This is a genomic window from Curvibacter sp. PAE-UM (assembly GCF_001432305.1).
Taxonomy (GTDB): domain Bacteria; phylum Pseudomonadota; class Gammaproteobacteria; order Burkholderiales; family Burkholderiaceae_C; genus Hylemonella.
In genome coordinates, this window is record NZ_KQ483358.1 from 1,370,749 (window position 1) to 1,394,576 (window position 23,828).

Below are 23,828 nucleotides of genomic sequence, written 5' to 3' on the forward strand. Positions count from 1 at the left end.
GGCATCTGCCGGGTGCCGTCAATAGATGTCGTGCTGGGTGTTGTACACGTTGAAGTGACCCGTGGGCGTGATCAGGCGGGGGTCCTTGATCACGGCCTTGAGCTTCAGCGTCTTGTCGTCCACCACGACCAGGGCGCTTTGCTTGTTCTTGGCCGACCAGACCGCGAACCAGACTTCATCACCCGCCTTGTTGTACTCGGGCTGCACGACGCGCTTGGCTCCGTCATCCTTCAGGTCGGCCCACTCGGCGATCGGCAGCACCTTGTAGCCCTTGTCGAGGTTGTTGATGTCGTACACCACGATCGATTGCGAGACCTTGGGGTCCGGGTTCAGCGGCGCATCCGACCAGAGGTTCTTGGACCTCGGGTGGCTCTTGATGAAGAGCGCACCGCCACCGGGACCGGTCAGCTTGGCCACTTCCTTGAAGGCGTACTGCTTGTGCTTCACCGGGTCGGTGCCGATCAGGGAGATGGTTTCATCACCCAGGTGACCGGTCGCCCAGACGGGGCCGAATTTCGGATGCACGAAGTTTGCGCCACGACCGGGGTGGGGGATCTTGCCCACGTCGATCAGTGCCTGCAGCTTGCCCTCTTTCATGTCCACCGCGGCAATCTTGTTGCTCTGGTTGGCGGCCACCATGAAGTAGCGCTTGGAAGCATCAAAACCACCGTCGTGCAGGAAGCGTGCCGCACCGATCTCGGTGATTTTGAGCGCATCGATGTTGCGGTAATCCACCAGCAGGATCTTGCCGGTCTCCTTGACGTTTACCACGAACTCGGGCTTGAAGTGCGAGGCCACGATGGCGGCCACGCGCGGCTCGGGGTGGTACTCCTGCTTGTCCACGGTCATGCCGCGGGTGCTCACGATCTTCAGCGGCTCCAGCGTGTCGCCCTTCATGATGGTGAACTGGGGCGGCCAGTAGGAACCGGCGATCGCCAGCTTGTCCTCGAAGCCCTTGTACTTGGACGTGTCCACCGAGCGTGCTTCCAGGCCGACGCGGATTTCGGCCACGTTGTCGGGTTTCTCCATCCACAGGTCGATCATGTTGATCTTGGCGTCACGACCGATCACGAACAGATAACGGCCCGAAGCCGACAGGCGCGAAATATGCACCGCATAACCGGTCTTGATGACGTTGATGATCTGCTTGGTGTCGCCGTCGATCAGCGCCACTTCGCCGGTGTCACGCAAGGTGGTGGAGAAGATGTTGTCGATGTTGTACTTGTTCATCTTCTTCGTCGGGCGCTGGGCCGGCGGGATGATGACCTTCCAGCTCTGCTTCATCTGCTCCATGCCCCATTCCGGGGGCTGCGGCGGTTCGTGCTGAATGTAGCGGGCCATCATGTCCACTTCTTTTTCAGTCATTTCGCCGGAAGTCTGCCAGTTGGGCATGCCTGCGGGGGAGCCGTAGGCGATGAAGATCTTGAGGTAGTCCGTGCCCTTGGAAACGGTCACGTCAGGGGTCAGGGGCTTGCCCGTGGCGCCCTTGCGCAGCACGCCGTGGCAGCCCGCGCAACGCTCGAAGTAGACCTTGCGCGCCACGTCGAACTCCGCCTGCGTCATCGGCGGCGCCTTGGGATTGGTGCTTTGCACCATGGGCTCGTTCACCAGTGGCGAGGTGCCCGCCTGGTAATTCATCTCGGGCGCGGTGACGCCCTTCTTGTCTTGTGCGAACGCAGAAACCGCCAGCGCGGCCAAGGCCAGCGCCGCCACCTGCGTGTACTTCTTGATTTTCATGGATGTACTCCTAGTCTTCTGCGGCGTCGATGGTCCGGGGTCCTTGCTCATGGCCCCCGCCCGCCACATGCCACAGAACTGCTCATGCAACGGGTAGACAGGGGCATCGTGCGCCAAGCCGATGGGGGCGACTTTGACTTATGACAAAGATGCACGACAAAGTAATCTTCATGATGCGTGGGGCCCGATGTCTTGATGTTGGTCAAACCCGGGCCGCAACTGCCCCCATAGACTGCCCAGCATCCCCCGTGGGACCTGCCTGCAACTTTGTAGTGATATCCCTTTCATATCAGCCCGATGCCCCATGAAAAGAGCCTTCATGCCCGCTGTCTTCACGTCTGATGCCGGAGGATTCATCTGCAAGGGGGTGCTCGCGACCATGGGGATGGTGGTGATGGTGCCAGCACAGGCACAACAGGACGGCGTCGTAGCCACCCTGAAGGAGATTGTGGTGAGCGGCTCGCGTGGTGAGCAGGCGCGTGAGGAGTTGGCGCTGGTCACGGACGTGGTTGACGCGCCGGCCCTTGAAGCGAGGCAGATCAACGACATCAAGGACCTCGCGGCCGACATGCCCAATGTCTCGGTCCGCCATGCGCCGGCCCGCTTTTCCGTGACCGGTGCGGGCAATCCGATCGGGCGTGATGGAAACGTGGGCTTCACCATCCGCGGCCTGGGCGGCAACCGGGTGCTCATGCTGGTCGACGGCATCCGTCTGCCCCGCAGCTACGTCAATGGCAGCAATGCTTTCGGTCGCGACGCGCTGGCGCTGGACCTGATCAAGCGGGTGGAACTGGTGCGGGGACCGAGTTCGGTGCTGTACGGATCGGACGGCCTGGCCGGCCTGGTCAACTTCATCACCCACGAACCCTCGGATTTTCTGCTCGCCGCGAATGGCGAACCCAGGAACCTGGGGGGGCGCGTGGCGCTGGGCTGGAGTGGCGACGACGACACCTACAAGGCCACGGCGACGCTGGCCGGCCGGGCCAGCGACACCTTGCAGTGGATGTTCACCGGCACCAGCTACACGGGCGAGGGCTTGAACAATATGGGTAGCAATGATGCGGCCAGCACCGACCGCACGCGTCCCAACCCGCAGAACACCAGCGGGGACTCCGTATTGATGAAGCTGGTGGCCAGGCCTGACGGGCGCCAGAAGCACGTCCTCACGGCCGAGCACGTGGGCAAGCAGTCCGATGTCGAGCTGCTGTCCAGCCGGGCCAAGCCGCCCCTGGTGGCGTCTTCGGTCGTGGGTGAGAATGCGCGCCAGAATTTTTCGCGTGACCGCTTCACCTGGGACGCGCGCTACAACCTGAGCGAGGCCTGGGCCGATCTGCTGCAGACGGTGCTGAGCTTCCAGAATGCCGACGCACAGGACAACGGGCGCACCGTGCGCAACGACGGCGGTGTGCGCCGGCGTGACACGCGCTACAGCGAGCGCACCTGGCAGCTGGGTGTGCAGGCCGGCAAGACCACGCCCGTGTCGTCCGATTGGACGCAGCGGCTCACCTATGGCGTGGACTACGTCAGCAGCGACGTGACCAGCTGGTTCGGCGGTTATGACCCGGCGCCCCTGACCGCCTACGTGCCGAAGAAGTATTTTCCCGACACACGCGACACCAGCGTCGGTGTGTATGCGCAGAGTGAACTCGCCAGCGAGCGCTGGCGTGTCACACCCGGTCTGCGCTTTGAAAGTTTTGCGCTGGACGTGATTAGCCAGGCTGGTTATGCCCCGCCGGCCAGTGCGCCGGGCATCTCCCTCTCGGGAACGCATACCTCGCCCAAGCTCGGGGCCTTGTACCGCGTCGACGGCCAATGGTCGGTCTTTGGCAACTACGCCACCGGCTTCAAGGCGCCCAATGCCTGGCAGCTCAACGGCTATTTCGATCCGCAGCCCGGCATCAATGCGCGTTTGCTGCCCAACCCCAACCTCAAGCCCGAGACCAGCCAGCACTACGAGCTGGGCGTGCGCACGAGTTCCGAGCGCCTGACCACGGAGTTCGCCGTCTTCACCGGCAATTACAACCAGCTCATCGTGGACAAGAAGCTGCTCTCAGGCAGCGGCACCGCACTCGATCCCTATGTCTACCAGACGGTCAACATCGACAACGCCATCATCTGGGGCTTCGAGTTCCGCGGGCGCATGGACTGGGGACGGGTGGGGCCAGGGCGCGTGTCGACGCCCTTTGCGCTGGCCCATGCACGCGGGCAGGACACCGGTACCGGACGTCCGCTGAACTCCATCGACCCTGCCATGTTCACCGCGGGCATGCACTACGACACGGCCCCGTGGACCGTTCGGCTGGACATGCAATACCGCTCCGCCAAGACGGCCGGCGACATCGATCCCACGGCGGGGGTCCGGGTCGGCGGCACCCAGGTCACCGACGTGCCCGCGGTCGCCACCTTTGATCTTTCCGGTCAGTGGCGTATCCGCAAGGACCTGCGTCTCAATGCCGGCATCTACAACCTGACCGATCGCAAATACTGGCTCTGGTCCGATCTGCAGGGCCTCACCACCACCAGCGCCACCACGCAGCTCGATGCCTACACCCAGCCCGGCCGCTACGCCAAGCTGTCGGTGGTGATGGACTTCTAGGCCGGCGCCTTGCGCCCGGCCGTCATGAAGCCGAAACACGCGGCGTGCACACTCGCCGCATGCTTTCCTTTGCGACCAGTCTTCTCTCCACGCTTCAGGGCGCTTTTTCCGCCGACACCGTCACCAGCGATGTCGATGACCGGCTCGAGGCCATCCGGCAGGCCATGCTCGACAGCCTGGCGGGTACCGGCATGCCGTCCGCCCAGGTGACGCGTCGCATTCTGTTCGCCTGCGACGCCGAGTCGCTGTGGTACCTGCGGCCCGAGCTGCTGCGTGAGATCGCCGTCCTGCACGGAGAGACGAGCGCCAGGCGTTGCATCGACCATGTCTCGGCCATGTTCGCCGGCCTTCTGCCCCGGGCCATGCAGGCCGGCCGGCCGGCACTTGCCGGCTAGGGCTACGCCGGGCCCTGGCGGCCCGGCACCCTTGCTTACTCCGCCTTGATCGCCCGATCCGCAATGATCTTGCCCAGCACCGCCGTATCGGACTTGATGCGCAGCGCCAGCGCTTCCGAGGAGCCGCCTGCCACCTGCCAGCCCTGCTGGAACAGGCGTTGCCGCACCTCGGGGCTGCGCGCGATCTCGCTGAAGAGTGCCGAGAGTCTGGCGACGACGGGCTTGGGCATGGAAGCCGGGCCGGCCACAGCGTTCCAGATCTCGAGCTGGAAGTTCTTCACGCCGGCTTCGGCCAGGCTGGGAATTTCCGGTGTCAGCGTGCTGCGGCCGGCCGACGTGACGCCCAGCACGCGGACCTTGCCCGCACGTGCCTGTGCCAGGGCCAGGCCCGGCGGCAGCATGGAGAGCTGGATCTGTCCGCCCAGCATGGCCGTCACCACCTGCGGGTAGCCGGGGTAGGGCACGTGCACGGGGTTCATGTCCACGCGCGCCTTGAGCAGTTCCATGCCGATATGGCCCACGGTGCCCACGCCGGGCGAGCCATAGCTCCACTTGTCGCCGCTGCTGCGTGCCGCGGCCAGGAATTCGGCGGTGGTCTTGCCGGGGGCGTCGACCGGTGCGGCCAGCACCAGCGGTGCGGTGCCGATCAGGCTGATGGGGGCCAGGTCCCTGGCCGGGTCATAGGGCGTCTTCGCGTTCAGCAACTTGGCGATGGTCAGGTTGCCATTGATCATCACACCAATGGTGTGGCCGTCGGTGGCCTTGGCCACCATGTCGGCCGCGATATTGCCGCCCGCACCCGGCTTGTTCTCCACGATGACCGGCTGGCCCAGCGCCTTGCTCAGCGGTTCGGCCAGCGTGCGTGCCACCAGGTCGGGCGAGGTGCCGGCCGGAAAACCGACCATGATTTTCAGCGGTTTGGTTGGCCAGGCCGCAGCCTGCTGGGCCTGGGCACCGACGGTCAAGGTCAGGAGGCCGAGCGCCAGCAGGGCGCGCCGCAGCGGGGAGGGTGTCAATCGCATTCTTGTCTCCAAAGAAAAAGCCCCGGACTCATGGCAAGTCAGGGGCCTGTTGAGGCGTGCGCCAGGATCAGGCGTATTCTGCCAGTGCCGTCTTCATCTTCTTCATGGCGGCCACTTCGATCTGGCGGATGCGCTCAGCGCTCACGCCATACTCGGCCGCCAGTTCGTGCAGCGTCATGCCGCCCGAGCTGTCGTCGTTGACCTTGAGCCAGCGCTCTTCCACGATGCGCCGGCTGCGCGCATCCAGCACGTCCAGCGCCGCGGCGATGCCGTCGCTGGCCAGCACGTCGCGCTGGTGCGCCTCGATCATGGCGGTGGGCTCGTGGTTGGCATCGGCCAGGTAGGCAATGGGGCCGAAGCTGTCTTCGCCATCGTCGCCCGGGCCCGGGTCCAGCATGACGTCACCGCCCGACAGGCGGGTTTCCATCTCGATGACCTCTTCGCGCTTGACGTTGAGCTCCTTGGCCATCAGGTCGATTTCCTGCTCGCTCAGCGTCTCGCGGTGGGTGGCGGCGTCCGCGGCGGCGGCGTCGGCCTTGTAACCCTGCTTCTTGGAGCGCAGGTTGAAGAACAGCTTGCGCTGGGCCTTGGTTGTGGCAACCTTGACCATGCGCCAGTTCTTCAGGATGTATTCGTGGATCTCGGCCTTGATCCAGTGCAGGGCATAGCTGACCAGGCGCACGCCCTGGTCCGGGTCGAAGCGCTTGACGGCCTTCATCAGGCCCACATTGCCTTCCTGGATCAGGTCGCCGTGGGGCAGGCCGTAGCCCAGGTACTGGCGGGAAACGGACACCACCAGACGAAGGTGAGAGAGCACCAACTTACCGGCGGCCTCAAGATCGTTCGAGTCGCGGAATTTGCGCGCGAACTCCTGCTCTTGCTCCAGCGTGAGCATGGGCAGGCGGTTGGCGGCAGAAATATAGGCGTCGAGATTACCCAGCGGGGGCACGAGCGCCCAGGGATTGGCGACGGTCAGCGCAGAAGCGGAAACTCCAGTGACAGCGGTCATGGCAGAACTCCTTTCGAGGTCATGTTTCTATATTAGCACTCTCTATGATTGAGTGCTAAACCCAAAGTTCCTGGGGTTTTACACAGTTCCGTGGAGGGATATCCGCGTGGCGGGCAGGGGCGGCCGAAAACGTTTGGAAATTGTATTGCGAACCATTATCATTCGCATGACTAGCCGATCTACCCCCACCCGCCATGATTGTTTGCGTCTGCCATCGCGTTTCCGACAAGACCATCGAGCGTGCCGCCCGTGCCGGCGCCGACTTCGACGAGATCCAGCTCGAACTCGGCGTGGCCACCCAGTGCGGCAAGTGCGAGGGCTGCGCTCGCGCCCTCTGGTCCGAATGCCGGCCCAGCCACAAGATGGCGCACCTGGGCCAGGAACTCGGCCTGGGTCGTTCCATCCAGCTCGTGGCCGCCTGAATCTCTGCTGTCACCCCATGAAAAAGGGCTACGCACTGCGTAGCCCTTTTTGTTGGCGCAGGGACCGGCTCAGGAGAGCTCGCCCATCTGGCTCTGCAGGTAGTTCTGCAGGCCCACCTTCTCCAGCAGTTCGATCTGGGTTTCCAGGAAGTCGATGTGCTCCTCGGTGTCGTCCAGGATCTCCTGCAGCAGGTCGCGCGAGACGTAGTCGCGCACCTTCTCGCAGTGGGCGATGCCGTCCTTGATGGTGGCCTGCGCCCCCGTCTCCAGCGCCAGATCGCTGCGCAGGATCTCGGGCACGTCCTCACCGATGTTGAGCTTGCCCAGGTCCTGCAGATTGGGCAGGCCGTCCAGCATGAAGATGCGGTCCATGAGCTTGTCGGCGTGTTTCATCTCGCCGATCGACTCCTCGTATTCCTTCTTGGCCAGCTTGTCCAGGCCCCAGTGCTTGAGCATGCGGTAGTGCACGAAGTACTGGTTGATGGCCGTCAACTCGTTCTTGAGCTGGGCCTGCAGGTGGGAGATGGCTTGTGGGTCGCCTTTCATGGGCCTTCCTGTTCGGTGGTGTGGGAGACAGCTTGCATTGTCATCCAAAGCACGTTGCTTGCAAGCCCATGGTCTTGAGGAATGGTGCTGAGAACCATGCCCAGTAGGGCTTGCAGCTGTATACTGTAAATATGAACAGTATTACATCGGGGGTGCCGGTACCTGTCGCTGAGGCCTCGGTGCACGCGCTGCAGCGGCTCGATAACCGCGTGGCCGCAGGTTTCCCGTCCCCGGCCGAAGACCTGGGTGGACAGCGTGTGGACCTCACGCGTGAACTGGTCACGCATCCGCAGGCCACCTTCCTGTTGCGTGCGCGGGGCCACTCCATGGTGGGCGCGGGCATCCTGGATGACGACATCCTGGTGGTGAATCGCGCGCTCGTGCCGCGGCACCAGAGCGTGGTGGTGGCCGTGGTCGACGGCGAGTTCACCGTCAAGACGCTGTGGCAGCGCGCGGGTCGCGTCAAGCTCCAGCCTGCCAACCCGGCCTATCCCGAGATCGTTCCCACGGACGGCCAGACGCTGGAGATCTGGGGTGTGGTCACGGCCGCTATCCACCAGTATGTGCGCTGAGCGGAGGGCCCGGTGTACGCCCTGATCGACGGCAACAATTTCTATGTGAGCTGCGAACGCGTATTCCAGCCGCGGCTCGAAGGCCGGCCCGTGATCGTGCTCTCCAACAACGACGGCTGCGCCATCTCGCGCAGCAACGAGGCCAAGGACATCGGCATTCGCATGGGCGCGCCCTGGCACGAGATCCGGCACATGGAGCGCAGCCACGGCCTGGTGGCCCTCTCGGCCAACTTTGCGCTCTACGGCGATATGTCCGACCGCATGATGGAGGTGCTTGCGGACTTCGGCGCGCGCCAGGAGATCTATTCCATCGACGAGTGTTTCGTGGACCTCTCGGGCGTGCCGGGCGACCTGGCGGACAGCGGCCAAGCCATGCGCCAACGTGTGCTGCAGTGGCTGGGCCTGCCTTGCAGCATCGGCATCGGCCCGACCAAGACCCTGGCCAAGTTCGCCAACCACATCGCCAAGACCGCTGAGCGCAAACCCGAGCCGTATCCGGCGCGGCACGCGCGCGTCTGCAACCTGGCTGCGCTGGACCGCGCTGAGATCGACGCCCTGCTGGCCGCCACCGATGCCGGCGGGGTCTGGGGTGTGGGCTGGCGTCTGCGAGACCAGCTGCGCGATGCCGGCGTGCACACGGCGCTGGACCTGGCGTGCCTGGACCCGGTGCAGGTGCAACGTCGCTGGTCCGTGGTGCTCGAGCGCACCGTGCGTGAGTTGCAGGGCCGGCCCTGCGTGGGTCTGGAGGACGGCCCGCAGGACAGGCGCCACATCGCCGTCACACGTTCCTTCGGCCACAAGACCGGTGCGTTGGCTGATCTGCGCGAGGCCGTCACCGTCTTCGCCACGCGCGCGGCCGAGAAGCTGCGCCGCCAGCGTGGCGTGGCGGGGCAGGTTTATGTCTACATCCGCACCGGGCACTACGAACAGGCACGCCCCCGCTCCAAGGGGCATTCCGTCGAGTTGCCGCAACCCACGAACGACACATCGCGTATCGTGCACGCGGCCCTCGCGGTGCTGGAAGGCATTTACAAGCAAGGCTACCCCTATGCCAAGGCCGGGGTCATCCTCATGCACCTGCAACGCGAAGGCCTGCGCCAGGGAGAGTTAGATCTGGGAGACGCCCCCGCGCCGCGTCCACGGCTGGTGCAGGTGCTGGACCAGCTTAACCAGCGTTACGGGCAGGACACGGTCTTTCTGGCCAGCGCCGGCCTGGGCGGCCGCGCGCGCCGCTGGAGCATGAAGCAGGAACACCGTACGCCGCGCTACACGACCAGCGTCGGGGAACTGCTGGAAGTGCAGGCTTGAGACGGTTCAGGCGAGGCGGGGGTTCACGTGGGCATCCAGCGTCCGCCGCTGCAACGTTCGATGCCGGCAAGATCCTGGCGTGACTGCACCTCGGTGTAGCCGGCCTGTGCGAGCAGTGCGCGCACGGCCTGCGCCTGATCCCAGCCATGCTCCAGCAGGAGCCAGCCGCCGCGCTGCAGTCGGTCCGGCGCCTGGGCGACGATGGTGCGGATGGCATCCAGGCCGTCGTGTCCTGAACTCAGGGCCATCTGCGGTTCATGTCCCAGCTGGTCCAGATGCGGATCACCCTCGGCGATGTAGGGCGGGTTGGAGACGATCAGGTCGAACTTCTGCTGCAGGCCTTGGAGCCAGTTGCCGGCGTGGAAAGCCACATCGAGCGTGAGGCGCTGCGCATTGGCCTGGGCCACGGCCAGGGCCTCAGGGCTGGTGTCCACGGCCTCGACGCGTGCTTGCGGCCTTTGGCTCTTGAGGGCGAGGGCGATGGCGCCGCTGCCCGTGCCCAGGTCCACCACCGATCCCTGGGGCGCCAGGTGTTCAAGCGCCCAGTCGACCAGGGTCTCGGTGTCGGGGCGCGGGTCGAGCACACGCGCATCGACCTGCAGCGTCAGGCCGTAGAACTCGCGCTGGCCGGTCAGGTAGGCCAGGGGCGTGCCGGCAGCGCGGCGGCGCGTGAGATTGATGTAGCGCATCTCCGCATCCGGGGCGAGCGGGTCGCTGTCGTGGGCGACCAGCCAGGCGCGGTCATTCTGCGGGCGGCCCAGGGCGTGCAGCAGCAGCAACTGTGCATCCAACCGCTCCAGCCCGAGGGCGGAGCAGGCCGCGGCGAGGGCTTGCTGGATCTGCATGGTGCTACGGAAAATGTAGCTGCATTCTAGGACGGGAAGCCGATTTCGGGCGGTTTTCCAGGATCAGTTGTTGCCTACTTCCAACTCCGCCAGCTGCTCGGCCTCACGCGCGTGGCGCAGGGCGCTCACCACGTCGTCCAGCTCGCCCTCCACGATGCGGTCGAGCTTGTAGAGCGTGAGATTGATGCGGTGGTCGGTCAGGCGGCCCTGCGGGAAGTTGTAGGTGCGGATGCGGTCGCTGCGGTCGCCGCTGCCGATCAGGCCCTTGCGCATGGCGGCGTCCTTGGCGGCGCGTTCGCTGCGGTCCTTTTCCTGGATGCGGGCCGAGAGCACCTGCAGGGCCTTGGCCTTGTTGCGGTGCTGGCTGCGGTCGTCCTGGCATTCGGCCACGATGCCGGTGGGGATGTGGGTGATGCGCACGGCCGAGTCGGTCTTGTTGATGTGCTGGCCGCCGGCGCCGCTGGCGCGGTAGGTGTCGATGCGCAGGTCGGCCGGGTTGATCTGCACGGCCTGGGTTTCGTCCGGCTCGGGCAGCACGGCCACGGTGCAGGCACTGGTGTGGATGCGGCCCTGGGTTTCGGTGGCCGGCACGCGCTGCACGCGGTGGCCGCCGGATTCGAAACGCAGGTCGCCATAGACGTGGTCACCGGCGATGCGCAGCACCACTTCCTTGTAGCCGCCGAGTTCGCTGGGCGACTCGCTGATGAGTTCGGTCTTCCAGCCGCGGCGCTCGCAGTACCGTGTGTACATGCGCAGCAGGTCGCCGGCGAACAGCGCCGATTCGTCGCCGCCGGTGCCGGCCCGGATTTCCATGAAGGCGTTGCGCGTGTCGTCCGGGTCCTTGGGCAGCAGCAGGCGCTGCAGCTCTTCTTCCAGCTGGGTCAGCTCGGCCGTGGCCGCGGTGATTTCTTCCTGCGCCATCTCAGCCATGTCCGGGTCGGCCAGCATGCCCTGGGCACCGGCGAGGTCCGCCTCGCGCTGCTGGTAACGGGCGTAGCGGCCGGCCATCTGCGTGACCTCGTTGTGCTCGCGCGAGAGCGCGAGGAACTGGCCCATGTCGGCCATGATGTCCTCGCGCGAGAGCAGGAAGTTGAGTTCTTCCAGGCGCTGGGCGTAGCGTTCGAGTTGCTGGCGCAGAAAGGGTTTCATGGAGATCGAAGGGGAATTCTGTTCGGGTTCCCTCGCCCCTTTGGGGAGAGGGTGGGTGTGAGGGGCTGGGGCCATCGATGCCCTTACCCTGACCCTCTCCCAGCGGGAGAGGGAATACGAGGGCCGCCGCTAACGCTCTTTGCGCAGGAAGAAGTGCTGGATGGCGGCGCTGGCGCGTTCGCGCGCGGCGGCGTCGCCGGCATGCAGCTCGGCCAGGGCGCCGTGCAGCATCTTCTGCGTCAGGCCCCGGGACAGGGTCTGGAGTACCGCGTCCACGTCCTCGCCCCGGGCCAGGGCCTTGCGCGCGCGCGCGATCTCGGCGGCGCGCCACTCGTCGGCCTGGGCGTTGAGCTGCTGGATCAGCGGCACGCTGCTGCGCTGGTCCATCCAGTGCATGAAACTCTGCACGCCGGCGTCGATGATGACTTCGGCCTGGGCCACGGCGGCCTGACGGTTGGCCTGGCCGGTCTGCACCACGACGGCCAGGTCGTCGACGGTGTAGAGGTAGACGTCGGACAGGCCCTTGACTTCGGGTTCGATGTCGCGCGGCACGGCCAGGTCCACCATGAACATGGGGCGGTGTTTGCGCAGTTTCAGCGCACGCTCCACCGCACCCAGGCCGATCAGCGGCAGGGTGCTGGCGGTGCAGCTGATGACGGCGTCGAATTCGTGCAGGCGCTCGGGCAGTTCGGCCAGGCGCATGGTTTCGGCGCCAAAACGACTGGCCAGTTTTTCGCCACGGTCCAGCGTGCGGTTGGCGATGACCATGGCCTTGGGATTGCGGGCCGCGAAGTGGGTGGCCGCCAGTTCGATCATCTCGCCGGCCCCGACAAAGAGGATGCGCACCTGTTGCAGGTCTTCGAACAGGTTGCCGGCCAGGCGCACGGCAGCGGCCGCCATGCTGATGGAGTGCGCGCCGATCTCGGTGGAAGTGCGCACTTCCTTGGCCACGGCAAAGGAACGTTGGAACAGCTGGTTGAGCGTGGTGCCCAGGGCGCCGGCTTCTTCGGCCACGCGCACGGCGTCTTTCATCTGGCCCAGGATCTGCGGCTCGCCCCGCACCATGGAATCGAGCCCGCTGGCCACGCGGAAGGCGTGGCGCGCGGCTTCATTGCCCTGCAGGGTGTAGGTGTGCGAACGCAGCTCTTCGGCCGAGACCCCGCCGCTTTTGGCCAGCCAGTCCAGCGTGGGGGCCAGCTCCAGCTGCTCGCTGGCGCAGTAGATCTCGGTGCGGTTGCAGGTGGAGAGGATGGCGGCCTCGGGCGGGCGCGGGAGCGCACCGCGCAGGCCGTGTAAGGTGGGGGGTAGCTGGTCGAGCGCAAAGGCAAACCGGCCGCGCAAATCGAGCGGCGCGGTCGTGTGATTGATGCCCAAAGCCCAGACTGCCATGGCGTGATTATAAAATTTATAGATACATCAATGGTTTGCGCCATTTTTTACCGGCGCCGGCCTGTTCCATGAACCTCCAAGACATCCTCTTACACCTGCTCAACTTCGTCGCCCCGGCCTTCGCGCTGGCCGTGCTGGTGCCCCTGCTGGCCTGGCCCCTGTTCAGGAAGCGGACCGCCATGCCCTGGTGGGGGCAGGTGCTGGTGAACTTCGCGGTGGGGGTGAGCGTCCTGCTGGCCAGCCTGTGGTGGCTGGGGCGCGACGGCAAGATGACGGCCTATGCGATGCTGGTGCTGGCCGTGGCCAGCTCGCAGTGGCTGCTGGCTCGGGGCTGGCGGCGCTAGCCGCTGACATGCAAAAGCCGGGCAGGGCCCGGCTTTTTTGCGGGGGCAACGCTCAGAAGTCGTAGGTGACACCGACGGACAGGCGTGTCATGTCGGCGCGACTGCTGGTGGACGGCACCTTGGTGCGACCCAGGCTTTCGTATTGCACGCGCATGCTGAACTCCCTGTCGAACCGGATCTGCGCGCCAAAGCCGTAGATCAGGTCGTCGGGCAGGCCGTTCACCCCGCCGTCGTGCAGGCCCACGCCGGCTTTGCCGAACAGATGGATCTGGCTGTTGAGCGGCACCCTGCCCACGGCCACGGCGCTCAGGATGTTCTGGTTGATGCTCACGCGCCCCGTGCCGGGCACGTTGGCTGTGGCGCTGCCGATCAGCGTCAGGCCTGCTTCCAGGTCGAGGTTGGGGAGGTAGTGGTAGCCGCCGGAAAGTGTGAGTGCCCCGGGGCTGGAATAGGAGCCGGGGCCACTGAAGCTGACGATGCCGTAGTCGGCGGCGCCGTAATAGCGGGAGCTCTGGGCCAGTGCGGGGGTGAGGGCGGCGCTGCAGAGCAAGGCCGTGGCGAGGATTTTTTTCATGGCGTGAACCTGTCGTTGCAATGGAGGACCCGCCGGGTGGCGGGGACGCGGTCGGAATTATGGGAAAGCCGCGGCCACGCCTTGTAACGAGGTGTTATGCCCCTCTTCGCCCTGGGCGTAAAAAAGCCGGGCAGTGCCCGGCTTGCTGGAGCGGTTCGGGAGAACTCAGAAATTCAGCACGCCGCCAATGGAAACGCGGCTGATGTCGGCACCCGGATCGGTCGGGCTGCTCTTGGACTTGCCCAGGGCTTCGTACTGCAGACGCAGGCCGAACCGGGAGTTGATGTTGAATTGGCCGCCGAAACCGATGATGGCATTGGTGGTGGTTTCCTTGCTGTAGGTACCGGCATAGGCGCCGGTACCCGTGATCTTTGCGGTGTGGAAGCCGATGCCGGCCTTGCCGAAGAGGTCGAAGCTCTGCGACAGCGGCAGGATGCCGACCGCCAGGAAGCGGGCATCACCCTGTGCGGCGGTGGTGGTGCCGTTGTTGTAGACCAGGGTGGAGTCGCCGTAGCCGGTCAGGCCGCCTTCGAGCGCAAAGTTGCGGTTGAAGCGATAACCGCCCGAGACGGTGAGGGAGCCCGGGTTGGCGTAATTGGTGTTCTGCATCTTCAGCGTACCGGCATCCAGCGCGAGATACCAGTGATTTTCCTTTTGCGCCAAGGCGGGCGTGGCGACGGCTGCGCAAAGCAGGGCGGCGGCGATGATCTTTTTCATGGGACTCCCGGAAAAGTTGAGACAAAAAAACGGTGCGTTCCCGCAAGGGAGCACGGGGTGATTCTAGGTGCCTCTTTTAACGTCAGGGGCTGCGTGCGGGTTGACGGCCACGCTGTCGGCTTGTGAGGGATCGAAGAAATCCACGCGGTCGGTGATCAGGCCGTCGAGGCCCAGCGCCAGCAGGTCTTGCGCAGCGCTGGCGTCGTTCACCGTGTAGCACAGGCAGCGCAGTCCGGCCGCGCGCGTGCGCGCCACCAGGGCGGCATCCCATAACGTGTACTTGCAGACCACGGCGACGCAGTCCAATTTGTGCGCGGTGTCCAGCCAGCCCTCCCACAAGCTGTCCAGCAGCAGGGCGCGCGGCAGTGCCGGGGCCGTAGCCTGCGCGCCCGCCAGGGATTCGGGCTGGAAAGAACTGAGCAAGGGCGGCACCGCTGCTCCTTGCCACAGCTGCGCTGCGGCTTGTGCCACGACCTCGCCGGTCTGGCGCTCGGTGCCGGGGGTGGGCTTGATTTCGATATTGAGCAGGCTGTCGTGGTCCAGGCAGAAACGTGCAATGGTCTGCAGCGTCGGGATGGGCTCGCCGGCATAAGCGGGTGCCAGCCAGCTGCCCGCGTCCAGCCGGGCCAGCTCGGCCCATGGCCACTGGCCCGCCGTGCCCTGGCCCTTGGTGGTGCGTTCCAGGGTGGCGTCGTGCAAGAGAAAAGGCACGCCGTCGGCGCTGAGCTTCACATCGCATTCGAACATGCGCCAGCCGTGCGCGTGCCCAAGCCTGAAGGCGGCCAGGGTGTTCTCGGGGGCCAGCTTGCCGGCGCCGCGGTGTGCGACCCAGCGCGGGTAGGGCCAAGGCTGGGCGCCGGAGGCCGGGCTCACAGGCGTTTCCCCGTGGCCTCGTCGAAGCGGTGCAGGCGTTCAGCTTGCGGGAGCAGGTGCAGGGTGCTGTCGATGGCGGGGACCGTGCCCTGGCCTTCGTTGACGCGCACGATGATCTGCTCGCTGTCCATGCGCGTGTAGAGCAGGCGCTCGGCGCCCAGCATCTCGATGGCCTCGACCCGCACGCTCCAACCCTGAGCTGCTGGCTGCGGCACGATGTCCAGGTGCTCGGGGCGGATGCCCAGGATGGTGCCCGGCGCCACATGCGGCGCGCTGCTCAGCAGGTTCATGGGCGGCGCGCCGATGAAGCTGGCCACGAAGGTGGACGCCGGGCGGTGGTAGACCTCTTCCGGCGTGCCGAACTGTTCCATCACGCCGGCGTTCATCACGATCATGCGCTGCGCCAATGTCATGGCCTCGACCTGGTCGTGCGTGACGAAAAGCGAGGTGATGCCCAGTTCGCGGTGCAGTTTCTGGATCTCGATCCGGGTCTGGGCGCGCAATTTGGCGTCCAGGTTGGACAGCGGCTCATCGAAGAGGAAGACCTGGGGCTGGCGCACGATGGCACGGCCCATGGCCACGCGCTGGCGCTGGCCACCGGAGAGCTCACGCGGCTTGCGCTCCAGGAAGGGTTCCAGCTCCAGGATGCGCGCGGCCTTGTCCACGCGTGCGCGGATCTCGTCCTTGGGCACCTTGGCGATCTTCAGGCCGTAGGCCATGTTGTCGTACACGCTCATGTGCGGGTAGAGCGCGTAGTTCTGGAACACCATGGCGATGTCGCGCTCGGCGGGTTCCAGGTCGTTGACCACGCGCGGGCCGATGCGGATCTCGCCGCCGCTGATCTCTTCCAGCCCGGCCACCATGCGCAGCAGGGTGGATTTGCCGCAGCCCGAGGGGCCGACGATGACGATGAACTCGCCGTCGGCGACCTCGGCGTTGACGCCATGGATGACCTGGTTGGCCTTCGGGCCATGGCCGTAGCGCTTGATGACGTTGGAGAGGGTCAGGGATGCCATAACTTGGGTCTCTTATTTTTCCGTGTCCACCAGGCCCTTGACGAACCACTTCTGCATGAGCATGACCACCAGCGCCGGCGGGATCATGGCCAGGATGGCGGTGGCCATCACGATGTTCCAGTCGTTGGCGGCGTCGCCGCCCGAGATCATGCGCTTGATGCCCATCACCACCGGGTACATGTCCTCGCTGCTGGTCACCAGCAGCGGCCACAGGTACTGGTTCCAGCCGTAGATGAACTGGATCACGAAGAGCGCGGCGATGCTGGTGGTGGACAGGGGCAGCAGCACGTCCTTGAAGAAACGCAGCGGCCCGGCCCCGTCCACCCGGGCTGCTTCCACCAGTTCGTCCGGGACGGTCAGGAAGAACTGGCGGAACAGGAAGGTGGCCGTGGCCGAGGCGATCAGCGGCACGGTGAGGCCGGCGTAGCTGTTGAGCATGCCCAGATCACTGACGACCTGGTAGGTGGGGCCGATGCGCACCTCCACCGGCAGCATCAGCGTGACGAAGATGGCCCAGAAGAAGAACTGGCGACCGGGGAAGCGGAAGTAGACGATGGCAAAGGCCGACAGCAGCGAGATCGCGATCTTGCCCAGCGCGATGACCAGTGCCATCACGAGGCTGACGGTCATCATGCGCCCGACCGGGGCCGTGGAGGCCGCGCTGCCGCTGGTGCCGAAGATGGCGGCCTTGTAGTTCTCCACCAGGTGGGGGCCCGGCAGCATGGGCATGGGCACCTGCACGATGTCCTGTGCCGTATGGGTGGAGGCGACGAAGGTGATGTAGAGCGGGAACGCGACGATGATCACCCCCAGGATCAGCACCAGGTGGGAGATGGCGGTGGCAAGCGGGCGGCGTTCAACCATGGTGCGCGATCAGTAGTTGACTTTCTTTTCCACGAAACGGAACTGCACCACCGTCAGGGCGATGACGATGACCATCAGCACCACCGACTGCGCGGCGGAACCTCCCAGGTCCAGCGCCTTGAAGCCGTCGTAATACACCTTGTAGACCAGGATGGCGGTGTCCTTGCCCGGGCCGCCTTCGGTCGCCGCGTCGATGATGGCGAAGGTGTCGAAGAAGGCGTAGACCACGTTGATGACCAGCAGGAAGAAGGTGGTGGGCGAGAGCAGGGGGAAGATGATGGACCAGAAGCGCCGCCAGGGCCCGGCGCCGTCGATGGCGGCGGCTTCGATCAGGCTCTTCGGGATGGACTGCAGGCCGGCCAGGAAAAACAGGAAGTTGTAGGAGATCTGCTTCCACACGGCGGCAAAAACGATCAGCGTCATGGCCTGGTTGCTGTTGAGCAGGTGATTCCACTCGATGCCCATGCTGCGCAGCGCGTAGCTCACCACGCCGATGGAGGGCGCGAACATGAAGAGCCACAGCACGCCGGCTACGGCCGGCGCGACCGCATAGGGCCAGATCAGCAGGGTCTTGTACAGGGACGCACCACGCAGCACCCGGTCGGCGAAGACGGCCAGGGCCAGAGCCAGCGTCAGGCCCAGTACGGCGACCAGCAGCGAGAAAACGGCCGTGGTCTTGAAGGAGGCCAGGTAACTCTCGTCATTCCACAGCCGCTGGAAGTTCTCCAGCCCGACCCATTCGATCGAGGTGCCGAAGGCGTCCTGCTGCTGCAGGGATTGCACCAGCGCCTGGGCTGCCGGCCAGAAAAAGAACACGGCGATGACCAGCACCTGGGGTGCCAGCAGAACCCAGGGCAGCCACCAGCTCTTGAAACGGACCCGTTTTTCCATGGTGTGTGATTCTGCACTTCCCAAAGACACCCTCCCCGCCGGGCGGGGAGGGACGGGGAGGGGTGCCGACTTTCAGCGCCAGCTAACAAGTCCCTCAGGACTTGTTAGCTTTCTCGAAACGCTCCAGCTGTTCGTTGCCGCGTTTGACGGCGGTGTCCAGTGCCTCCTGGGCAGACTTCTTGCCGGCCCAGACCTGCTCCAGTTCCTCTTCCATGATGGCGCGGATCTGCACGAAGTTGCCCAGGCGGATGCCGCGCGACTTGTCGGTGGTCTTGCGGATCATCTGGTTGACGGCGGTGTCCGTGCCCGGGTTCTCCTTGTAGAAACCGGACTTCTCGGTCATCTGGAAGGATGCCAGTGTGATCGGCAGGTAGCCGGTGCGCTGGTGGCTCTTGGCCTGGATCTCGGCGCTGGTCAGGTGGTTGAAGAAGGCGGCCACGCCCTTGTATTCAGCCGCTTTCTTGCCCGACATCACCCACAGCGAGGCGCCACCAATCACGGTGTTTTGCGGCGTGCCAGCCACATCCGGGTAGTAGGGCAGGGGCGCAATGCCGAAATCGAACTTGGCGTTCTTTTTGATGGTGGCATAGGTGGACGAGCTGGCCGTGGCCATGGCGCACTCACCCGAATAGAAAGGCGCATCGCCCTTGTTGCCGCGGCCGCGGTAGTGGAACAGGCCCTGCTTGGACATGTTGGCCAGGTTCTCGATGTGGCGCACGTGCAGCGGGCTGTTGAAGGCCAGGCGGGCCGACGTGCCGCCGAAGCCATTGTTCTGGGTGGCGAACAGGGTGTTGTGCCAGGTGGAGAAGCTCTCCAGCTGTGTCCAGGTCTGCCAGCTGGTGGTGAAGGGGCAACTCACGCCCGAGGCCTTGAGTTTGGCGGCGGCCAGCACCAGTTCCGGCCAGGTCTGCGGCGGCTTGTTGGGGTCCAGGCCGGCTTTGCGGAACATGTCCTTGTTGTAGTTCAGCACGGTGGTCGAGCTGTTGAGCGGGTAGCTCAGCATCTGGCCGTTGGGCGCCGTGTAAAAGCCCACCACGGCGGGGATGTAGGCCTTGGCGTCGAATTTGTAGCCGGCGTCGCTCAGCACCTTGCCGACGGGCACGATGGCGCCCTTGGCCGCCATCATGGTGGCCGTGCCCACCTCGAACACCTGCAGGATGTGCGGGGCATTGCCGGCGCGGAAGGCGGCGATGGACGCGGTCATCGATTCGTCATACGTGCCCTTGTAGGTGGGGATCACCTTGAATTCCTTCTGGCTGGCGTTGAAGTCGTTGGCCAGGTCGATGACCCAGTCGTTCAGGCCGGCGGTCATCGAGTGCCACCACTGGATCTCGGTCTGGGCCTGAACGGGGGCGAGCAGCAGGGCCGAGAGGGCGGCGACGCTCAGTTTCGTGGAAAGTTTCATGGGGGGCTCCTTGTGGACAAGCTCGCCAGCCTAGGCGGGGAATGTGACAGACACATTAAGCCCCGGTTACGCTCATCTCCGGATTCGGGGTTTCCATGATGCGGACATGGCCCCCATGCACTGGCCGGGGGTTCTTTGTTGCACTGCGGTAACATCTCGCCTCAGCCGGTGGCTCCGTTCTGGCTGAAATTCCGGATCTCCCATGAACGCACCGACTCCGCTAGATCAATTCGTGGATGCAGCCGGCCATGCGCCGCACGGCCACGAGCGCATCCGCGAAATTCCCTACAACTACACCTCCTTCTCCGACCGCGAGATCGTCATCCGCCTGCTCGGCGCCCGTGCCTGGGAGGTGCTCAACCAGCTGCGCGAGGAGCGCCGCACCGGCCGTTCGGCCCGCATGCTCTACGAGGTGCTGGGCGACATCTGGGTGGTGCAGCGCAATCCCTACCTGCAGGACGACCTGCTGGACAACCCCAAACGCCGGGTGCTGCTGGTCGAGGCCCTGCACCATCGCCTGGGCGAGGTGCAGAAGCGCCGCACGCCGCAGGCCGACCCGCAGCGCGACGCGCTGGTGGGCGAATTGCTGGAAGCGGCCAGCCGCGCCGTCGAGGCCTTTGATGCCTCTTTCCAGAAAATTGCCGCCCTGCGCCGCAAGGCCCAGCGCACGCTCAGCCGATTGACGGCCAAGGACAACGTCAAGTTCGACGGCCTGTCGCGGGTTTCGCATGTGACCGACGCGACCGACTGGCGCGTCGAATACCCCTTTGTGGTGCTGACGCCTGACAGCGAAGCCGAGATGGCGCGACTGGTCAAGGGTTGTATCGAGCTGGGCCTGACCATCATCCCGCGCGGGGGTGGCACGGGCTACACGGGCGGCGCCATTCCGCTGAGCTGGAAGAGTGCGGTGATCAACACCGAGAAGCTCGAGGCCATGACCGAGGTGGAGATGCTGCAGCTGCCCGGCCTGGACCGGGCCGTGCCCACCATCTGGACCGAGGCCGGTGTGGTGACGCAGCGCGTGGCCGATGCGGCCGAGCGCGCGGGCTTTGTGTTTGCGGTCGATCCGACCTCGGCCGAGGCTTCCTGCGTGGGCGGCAACATCGCCATGAATGCCGGTGGCAAGAAGGCCGTGCTCTGGGGTACGGCGCTGGACAACCTGGCGAGCTGGCGCATGGTCACGCCCGACGCGGGCTGGCTGGAAGTCACACGTGTGGGCCACAACCTGGGCAAGATCCACGACGCCGACGTCGCCAGCTTCGAACTCAAGTATTTCGAGGCCGACGGCAAGAAGCTGGTGAAGACCGAGCGCCTGGACATCCCGGGCCCGAGTTTCCGCAAGGAAGGCCTGGGCAAGGACGTGACCGACAAGTTCCTCTCCGGCCTGCCCGGCGTGCAGAAGGAGGGCTGTGACGGCCTGATCACCAGCGCGCGCTGGGTGGTGCACCGCATGCCGGCGCACACCCGCACGGTCTGCCTGGAGTTCTTCGGCCACGCGCGTGACGCGGTGCCCAGCATCGTCGAGATCAAGGACTTCATGTTTGCCGAGCAGAAGCGCAGTGGCGTGCTGCTCGCGGGCCTGGAGCACCTGGACGACCGCTACCTCAAGGCCGTGGGTTACGCCACCAAGAGCAAACGCGGCGGCCTGCCCAAGATGGTGCTGATCGGCGACATCGTGGGTGACGACACCGACGCCGTGGCCCGCGCCACCAGCGAGGTGGTACGCATCGCCAATTCGCGCAGCGGCGAGGGCTTTGTTGCCATCAGCGCCGAAGCGCGCAAGAAATTCTGGCTGGACCGCAAGCGCACGGCCGCCATCAGCAAGCACACCAACGCCTTCAAGATCAACGAGGACGTGGTGATCCCGCTGCCGCGCATGGCCGAGTACACCGACGGCATCGAGCGCATCAACATCGAGCTCTCGCTGCGCAACAAGATCAAGCTGGCCGACGAGCTGGAGGTTTTCTTCGGCGAGGGCAGCCTCACCCATTTGCTGACGATCGGCAAGCCGGATGACGCCAACGAGGCGCCGTCGGCCGAGCTCATGGAAGAACGTGTGGCGCAGGCTCGCGAGCTGGTGCGTACGGTACGCGCCCAGTGGCAGGACTGGCTGGACCGGGTGGATGAGTTGTTCCCCCAGCTGCAGGACCATTCCTTGCGCGCGAGCTGGAAGACCCAGATCCGCACGCCGCTGCAGGACATCTTCACCGGCCGCGCCTTCGAGCCCATGCTGGCCGAATGCAATGCCATCCAGCAGCGTGTGCTCAAGGGCCGGGTCTGGGTGGCGCTGCACATGCACGCGGGTGACGGCAATGTGCACACCAACATTCCCGTCAACAGCGATGACTACGAGATGCTGCAGGCCGCGCACGGCGCGGTCAAGCGCATCATGGCGCTGGCGCGCTCACTCGACGGCGTGATTTCGGGCGAACACGGCATCGGCATCACCAAGCTCGAATTCCTGAGCGACGCCGAGCTCCAGCCTTTTGCGGATTACAAACAACGCATCGACCCCGAGGGGCGCTTCAACCGCGGCAAGCTGCTGCGCGAGAGCGCCCATCCCGCCGACCTGACCAACGCCTACACGCCCAGCTTCGGCCTGATGGGGCATGAGTCGCTGATCATGCAGCAGAGCGACATCGGCGCCATTGCCGACAGCGTCAAGGACTGCCTGCGCTGCGGCAAGTGCAAACCCGTGTGCTCCACCCACGTGCCGCGCGCCAACCTGCTGTACAGCCCGCGCAACAAGATCCTGGCGACCTCGCTGCTGGTGGAGGCCTTCCTCTACGAGGAGCAGACTCGCCGCGGCATCTCGATCCGCCACTGGCAGGAGTTCGAGGACGTGGCCGACCACTGCACGGTCTGCCACAAGTGCCTCTCGCCCTGCCCGGTGAAGATCGACTTTGGCGACGTCTCGATGAACATGCGCAACCTGCTGCGCAAGATGGGGCAGAAGACCTGGCGCCCGGGCAATGCGGCGGCCATGTTCTTCCTCAACGCGACCAACCCCGAGACCATCAAGCTGATGCGTACGGCCATGGTCGGCGTGGGCTTCAAGGCCCAGCGTCTGGCCAACCAGCTGTTGCGTGTGGTGGCGAAGAAGCAGACCGCCCGGCCGCCGGCCACGGTGGGCCCCGCGGCCATCAAGGAACAGGTGATCCACTTCATCAACAAGAAGATGCCCGGTGGCCTGCCCAAGAAGACGGCGCGTGCCCTGCTGGACATCGAGGATGCCGACTACGTCCCCATCATCCGCGACCCGCAGGCCACCACGGCCGAGACCGAGGCGGTGTTCTATTTCCCGGGTTGCGGTTCGGAGCGTCTGTTCAGCCAGGTCGGCCTGGCCACCCAGGCCATGCTCTGGCACGCAGGCGTGCAGACCGTGCTGCCGCCGGGTTATCTGTGTTGTGGTTATCCGCAGCGCGGCAGCGGCCAGTTCGACAAGGCGGAGAAGATGATCACGGACAACCGGGTGCTTTTCCACCGCGTGGCCAACACGCTGAACTACCTGGACATCAAGACCGTGGTGGTGAGTTGCGGTACCTGTTACGACCAGCTGCAGGGTTACAAGTTCGAGGAGATCTTCCCGGGCTGCCGCATCATCGACATCCACGAGTTCCTGCTCGAAAAAGGCATCAAGCTCAGCGGCGCCCAGGGGGGCTATCTTTACCACGAGCCCTGCCACAACCCCATGAAGCTGGGCGACTCGATGAAGACGGTGCGCACGCTGCTGGCCGGGGACTCGAAGGACAACGTGCTCAAGAGCGACCGTTGCTGCGGCGAATCCGGCACCCTGGGCGTGACCCGGCCCGATGTGTCCACCCAGGTGCGCTTCCGCAAGGAAGAGGAAATCCGCAAGGGTGAAACCGAACTGCGCGAGGCCGGACTGGTGGGCGCGAAGGACAACGTCAAGATCCTGACCAGCTGCCCCAGCTGCCTGCAGGGCCTGACCCGCTACGGCAACGACCTGCAGAACGGCCTGCTGGAGGCCGACTACATCGTGGTCGAGATGGCTCGCCAGATCCTGGGCGAGGGCTGGATGCCGCAGTACGTTGCCTTGGCCAACGCCGGCGGTATCGAGCGTGTCCTGGTATGACCCTGCTGGCGGCTTGGCCGCCAGTCTGGGGATAATCCGCTTTCAACAGACGAGGTGA

21 protein-coding genes are annotated in these 23,828 nt (G+C 65.2%); 7 read left to right on the forward strand and 14 right to left on the reverse strand.

The features are described 5' to 3' along the window. Positions 1-18: 18 nt before the first annotated feature. Complete coding sequence (locus AO057_RS06715; RefSeq protein ID WP_057674903.1) at positions 19-1,737, reverse strand: nitrite reductase; 1,719 nt, start codon at positions 1,735-1,737, stop codon at positions 19-21. A gap of 319 nt (positions 1,738-2,056) precedes the next feature. On the opposite strand from AO057_RS06715, the gene AO057_RS06720 reads away from it, so the two are divergent. Then, complete coding sequence (locus tag AO057_RS06720; protein WP_168163355.1) at positions 2,057-4,333, forward strand: TonB-dependent hemoglobin/transferrin/lactoferrin family receptor; 2,277 nt, start codon at positions 2,057-2,059, stop codon at positions 4,331-4,333. A gap of 59 nt (positions 4,334-4,392) precedes the next feature. Next, the gene (locus AO057_RS06725; protein WP_057674905.1) at positions 4,393-4,728 is read left to right on the forward strand and encodes a hypothetical protein; all 336 of its coding nucleotides are present in this window, start codon (positions 4,393-4,395) and stop codon (positions 4,726-4,728) included. 35 nt (positions 4,729-4,763) lie between these two features. Here AO057_RS06725 and AO057_RS06730 read toward each other — a convergent pair whose 3' ends face one another. Together AO057_RS06730 and rpoH are read right to left on the reverse strand one after the other, a co-directional pair. Continuing rightward, a complete protein-coding gene (locus AO057_RS06730) occupies positions 4,764-5,750 on the reverse strand; it encodes a Bug family tripartite tricarboxylate transporter substrate binding protein (protein ID WP_205630000.1) in 987 nt (328 codons plus the stop codon). A gap of 67 nt (positions 5,751-5,817) precedes the next feature. Next, on the reverse strand, positions 5,818-6,759 hold the full coding sequence (rpoH, locus tag AO057_RS06735) for an RNA polymerase sigma factor RpoH (RefSeq protein WP_057674906.1): 942 nt from the start codon (positions 6,757-6,759) through the stop codon (positions 5,818-5,820). 194 nt (positions 6,760-6,953) lie between these two features. Here rpoH and AO057_RS06740 point away from each other — a divergent pair, with 194 nt between their 5' ends. Beyond that, the gene (locus AO057_RS06740; RefSeq protein ID WP_057674907.1) at positions 6,954-7,181 is read left to right on the forward strand and encodes a (2Fe-2S)-binding protein; all 228 of its coding nucleotides are present in this window, start codon (positions 6,954-6,956) and stop codon (positions 7,179-7,181) included. Between the two features lie 69 nt (positions 7,182-7,250). On the opposite strand, the gene bfr is transcribed toward AO057_RS06740, so the two are convergent. Beyond that, entirely contained in the window at positions 7,251-7,727 is a 477-nt protein-coding gene (bfr, locus tag AO057_RS06745) for a bacterioferritin (RefSeq protein ID WP_057674908.1), read from the reverse strand. Positions 7,728-7,858: 131 nt separating this feature from the next. Here bfr and AO057_RS06750 point away from each other — a divergent pair, with 131 nt between their 5' ends. Next, positions 7,859-8,299, forward strand: a complete 441-nt coding sequence (locus AO057_RS06750; RefSeq protein ID WP_057674909.1) for a LexA family protein — start codon at positions 7,859-7,861, stop codon at positions 8,297-8,299. A 12-nt stretch (positions 8,300-8,311) separates the two neighbouring features. Beyond that, positions 8,312-9,607: a Y-family DNA polymerase gene (locus tag AO057_RS06755; RefSeq protein ID WP_057674910.1), complete on the forward strand. Its 1,296-nt coding sequence runs from the start codon at positions 8,312-8,314 to the stop codon at positions 9,605-9,607. 23 nt (positions 9,608-9,630) lie between these two features. Here the strand turns inward: AO057_RS06755 and prmC are convergent, their stop codons facing one another. The 3 genes from prmC to hemA all read right to left on the reverse strand — a co-directional run bounded on the left by prmC (position 9,631) and on the right by hemA (position 12,990). Then, positions 9,631-10,452 (reverse strand): peptide chain release factor N(5)-glutamine methyltransferase, encoded by an 822-nt coding sequence (prmC, locus tag AO057_RS06760; protein ID WP_057674911.1) that lies wholly within the window; start codon positions 10,450-10,452, stop codon positions 9,631-9,633. A 63-nt stretch (positions 10,453-10,515) separates the two neighbouring features. Then, on the reverse strand, positions 10,516-11,601 hold the full coding sequence (gene prfA, locus AO057_RS06765) for a peptide chain release factor 1 (RefSeq protein ID WP_057674912.1): 1,086 nt from the start codon (positions 11,599-11,601) through the stop codon (positions 10,516-10,518). Positions 11,602-11,730: 129 nt separating this feature from the next. Beyond that, positions 11,731-12,990: a glutamyl-tRNA reductase gene (hemA, locus tag AO057_RS06770; protein WP_057674913.1), complete on the reverse strand. Its 1,260-nt coding sequence runs from the start codon at positions 12,988-12,990 to the stop codon at positions 11,731-11,733. A gap of 68 nt (positions 12,991-13,058) precedes the next feature. Here hemA and AO057_RS06775 point away from each other — a divergent pair, with 68 nt between their 5' ends. Then, positions 13,059-13,334 (forward strand): hypothetical protein, encoded by a 276-nt coding sequence (locus tag AO057_RS06775; protein WP_057674914.1) that lies wholly within the window; start codon positions 13,059-13,061, stop codon positions 13,332-13,334. Positions 13,335-13,386: 52 nt separating this feature from the next. Here the strand turns inward: AO057_RS06775 and AO057_RS06780 are convergent, their stop codons facing one another. The 7 genes from AO057_RS06780 to ugpB all read right to left on the reverse strand — a co-directional run bounded on the left by AO057_RS06780 (position 13,387) and on the right by ugpB (position 19,674). After that, positions 13,387-13,908 carry a porin family protein gene (locus AO057_RS06780; protein WP_057674915.1) on the reverse strand — a complete coding sequence of 174 codons (522 nt, stop codon included), beginning with the start codon at positions 13,906-13,908 and terminating at the stop codon, positions 13,387-13,389. A 165-nt stretch (positions 13,909-14,073) separates the two neighbouring features. Further along, positions 14,074-14,625, reverse strand: a complete 552-nt coding sequence (locus AO057_RS06785; RefSeq protein WP_057674916.1) for an outer membrane beta-barrel protein — start codon at positions 14,623-14,625, stop codon at positions 14,074-14,076. 63 nt (positions 14,626-14,688) lie between these two features. After that, on the reverse strand, positions 14,689-15,498 hold the full coding sequence (gene ugpQ, locus AO057_RS06790; protein ID WP_057674917.1) for a glycerophosphodiester phosphodiesterase: 810 nt from the start codon (positions 15,496-15,498) through the stop codon (positions 14,689-14,691). Beyond that, positions 15,495-16,514, reverse strand: a complete 1,020-nt coding sequence (locus tag AO057_RS06795; protein ID WP_057674918.1) for a sn-glycerol-3-phosphate import ATP-binding protein UgpC — start codon at positions 16,512-16,514, stop codon at positions 15,495-15,497. Before AO057_RS06795 ends, ugpQ begins: the two co-directional genes overlap by 4 nt. 12 nt (positions 16,515-16,526) lie before the next feature. Next, positions 16,527-17,378 carry a sn-glycerol-3-phosphate ABC transporter permease UgpE gene (gene ugpE / locus AO057_RS06800; RefSeq protein WP_057674919.1) on the reverse strand — a complete coding sequence of 284 codons (852 nt, stop codon included), beginning with the start codon at positions 17,376-17,378 and terminating at the stop codon, positions 16,527-16,529. 9 nt (positions 17,379-17,387) lie between these two features. Further along, the gene (gene ugpA, locus AO057_RS06805; RefSeq protein ID WP_057674920.1) at positions 17,388-18,269 is read right to left on the reverse strand and encodes a sn-glycerol-3-phosphate ABC transporter permease UgpA; all 882 of its coding nucleotides are present in this window, start codon (positions 18,267-18,269) and stop codon (positions 17,388-17,390) included. A gap of 94 nt (positions 18,270-18,363) precedes the next feature. Continuing rightward, entirely contained in the window at positions 18,364-19,674 is a 1,311-nt protein-coding gene (gene ugpB / locus AO057_RS06810; protein ID WP_057674921.1) for a sn-glycerol-3-phosphate ABC transporter substrate-binding protein UgpB, read from the reverse strand. Between the two features lie 202 nt (positions 19,675-19,876). Between ugpB and AO057_RS06815 the strand changes: the two genes are divergently transcribed. Continuing rightward, positions 19,877-23,770, forward strand: coding sequence for a DUF3683 domain-containing protein (locus AO057_RS06815; protein WP_082605442.1), 3,894 nt, complete (start codon positions 19,877-19,879; stop codon positions 23,768-23,770). Positions 23,771-23,828 lie beyond the last annotated feature (58 nt).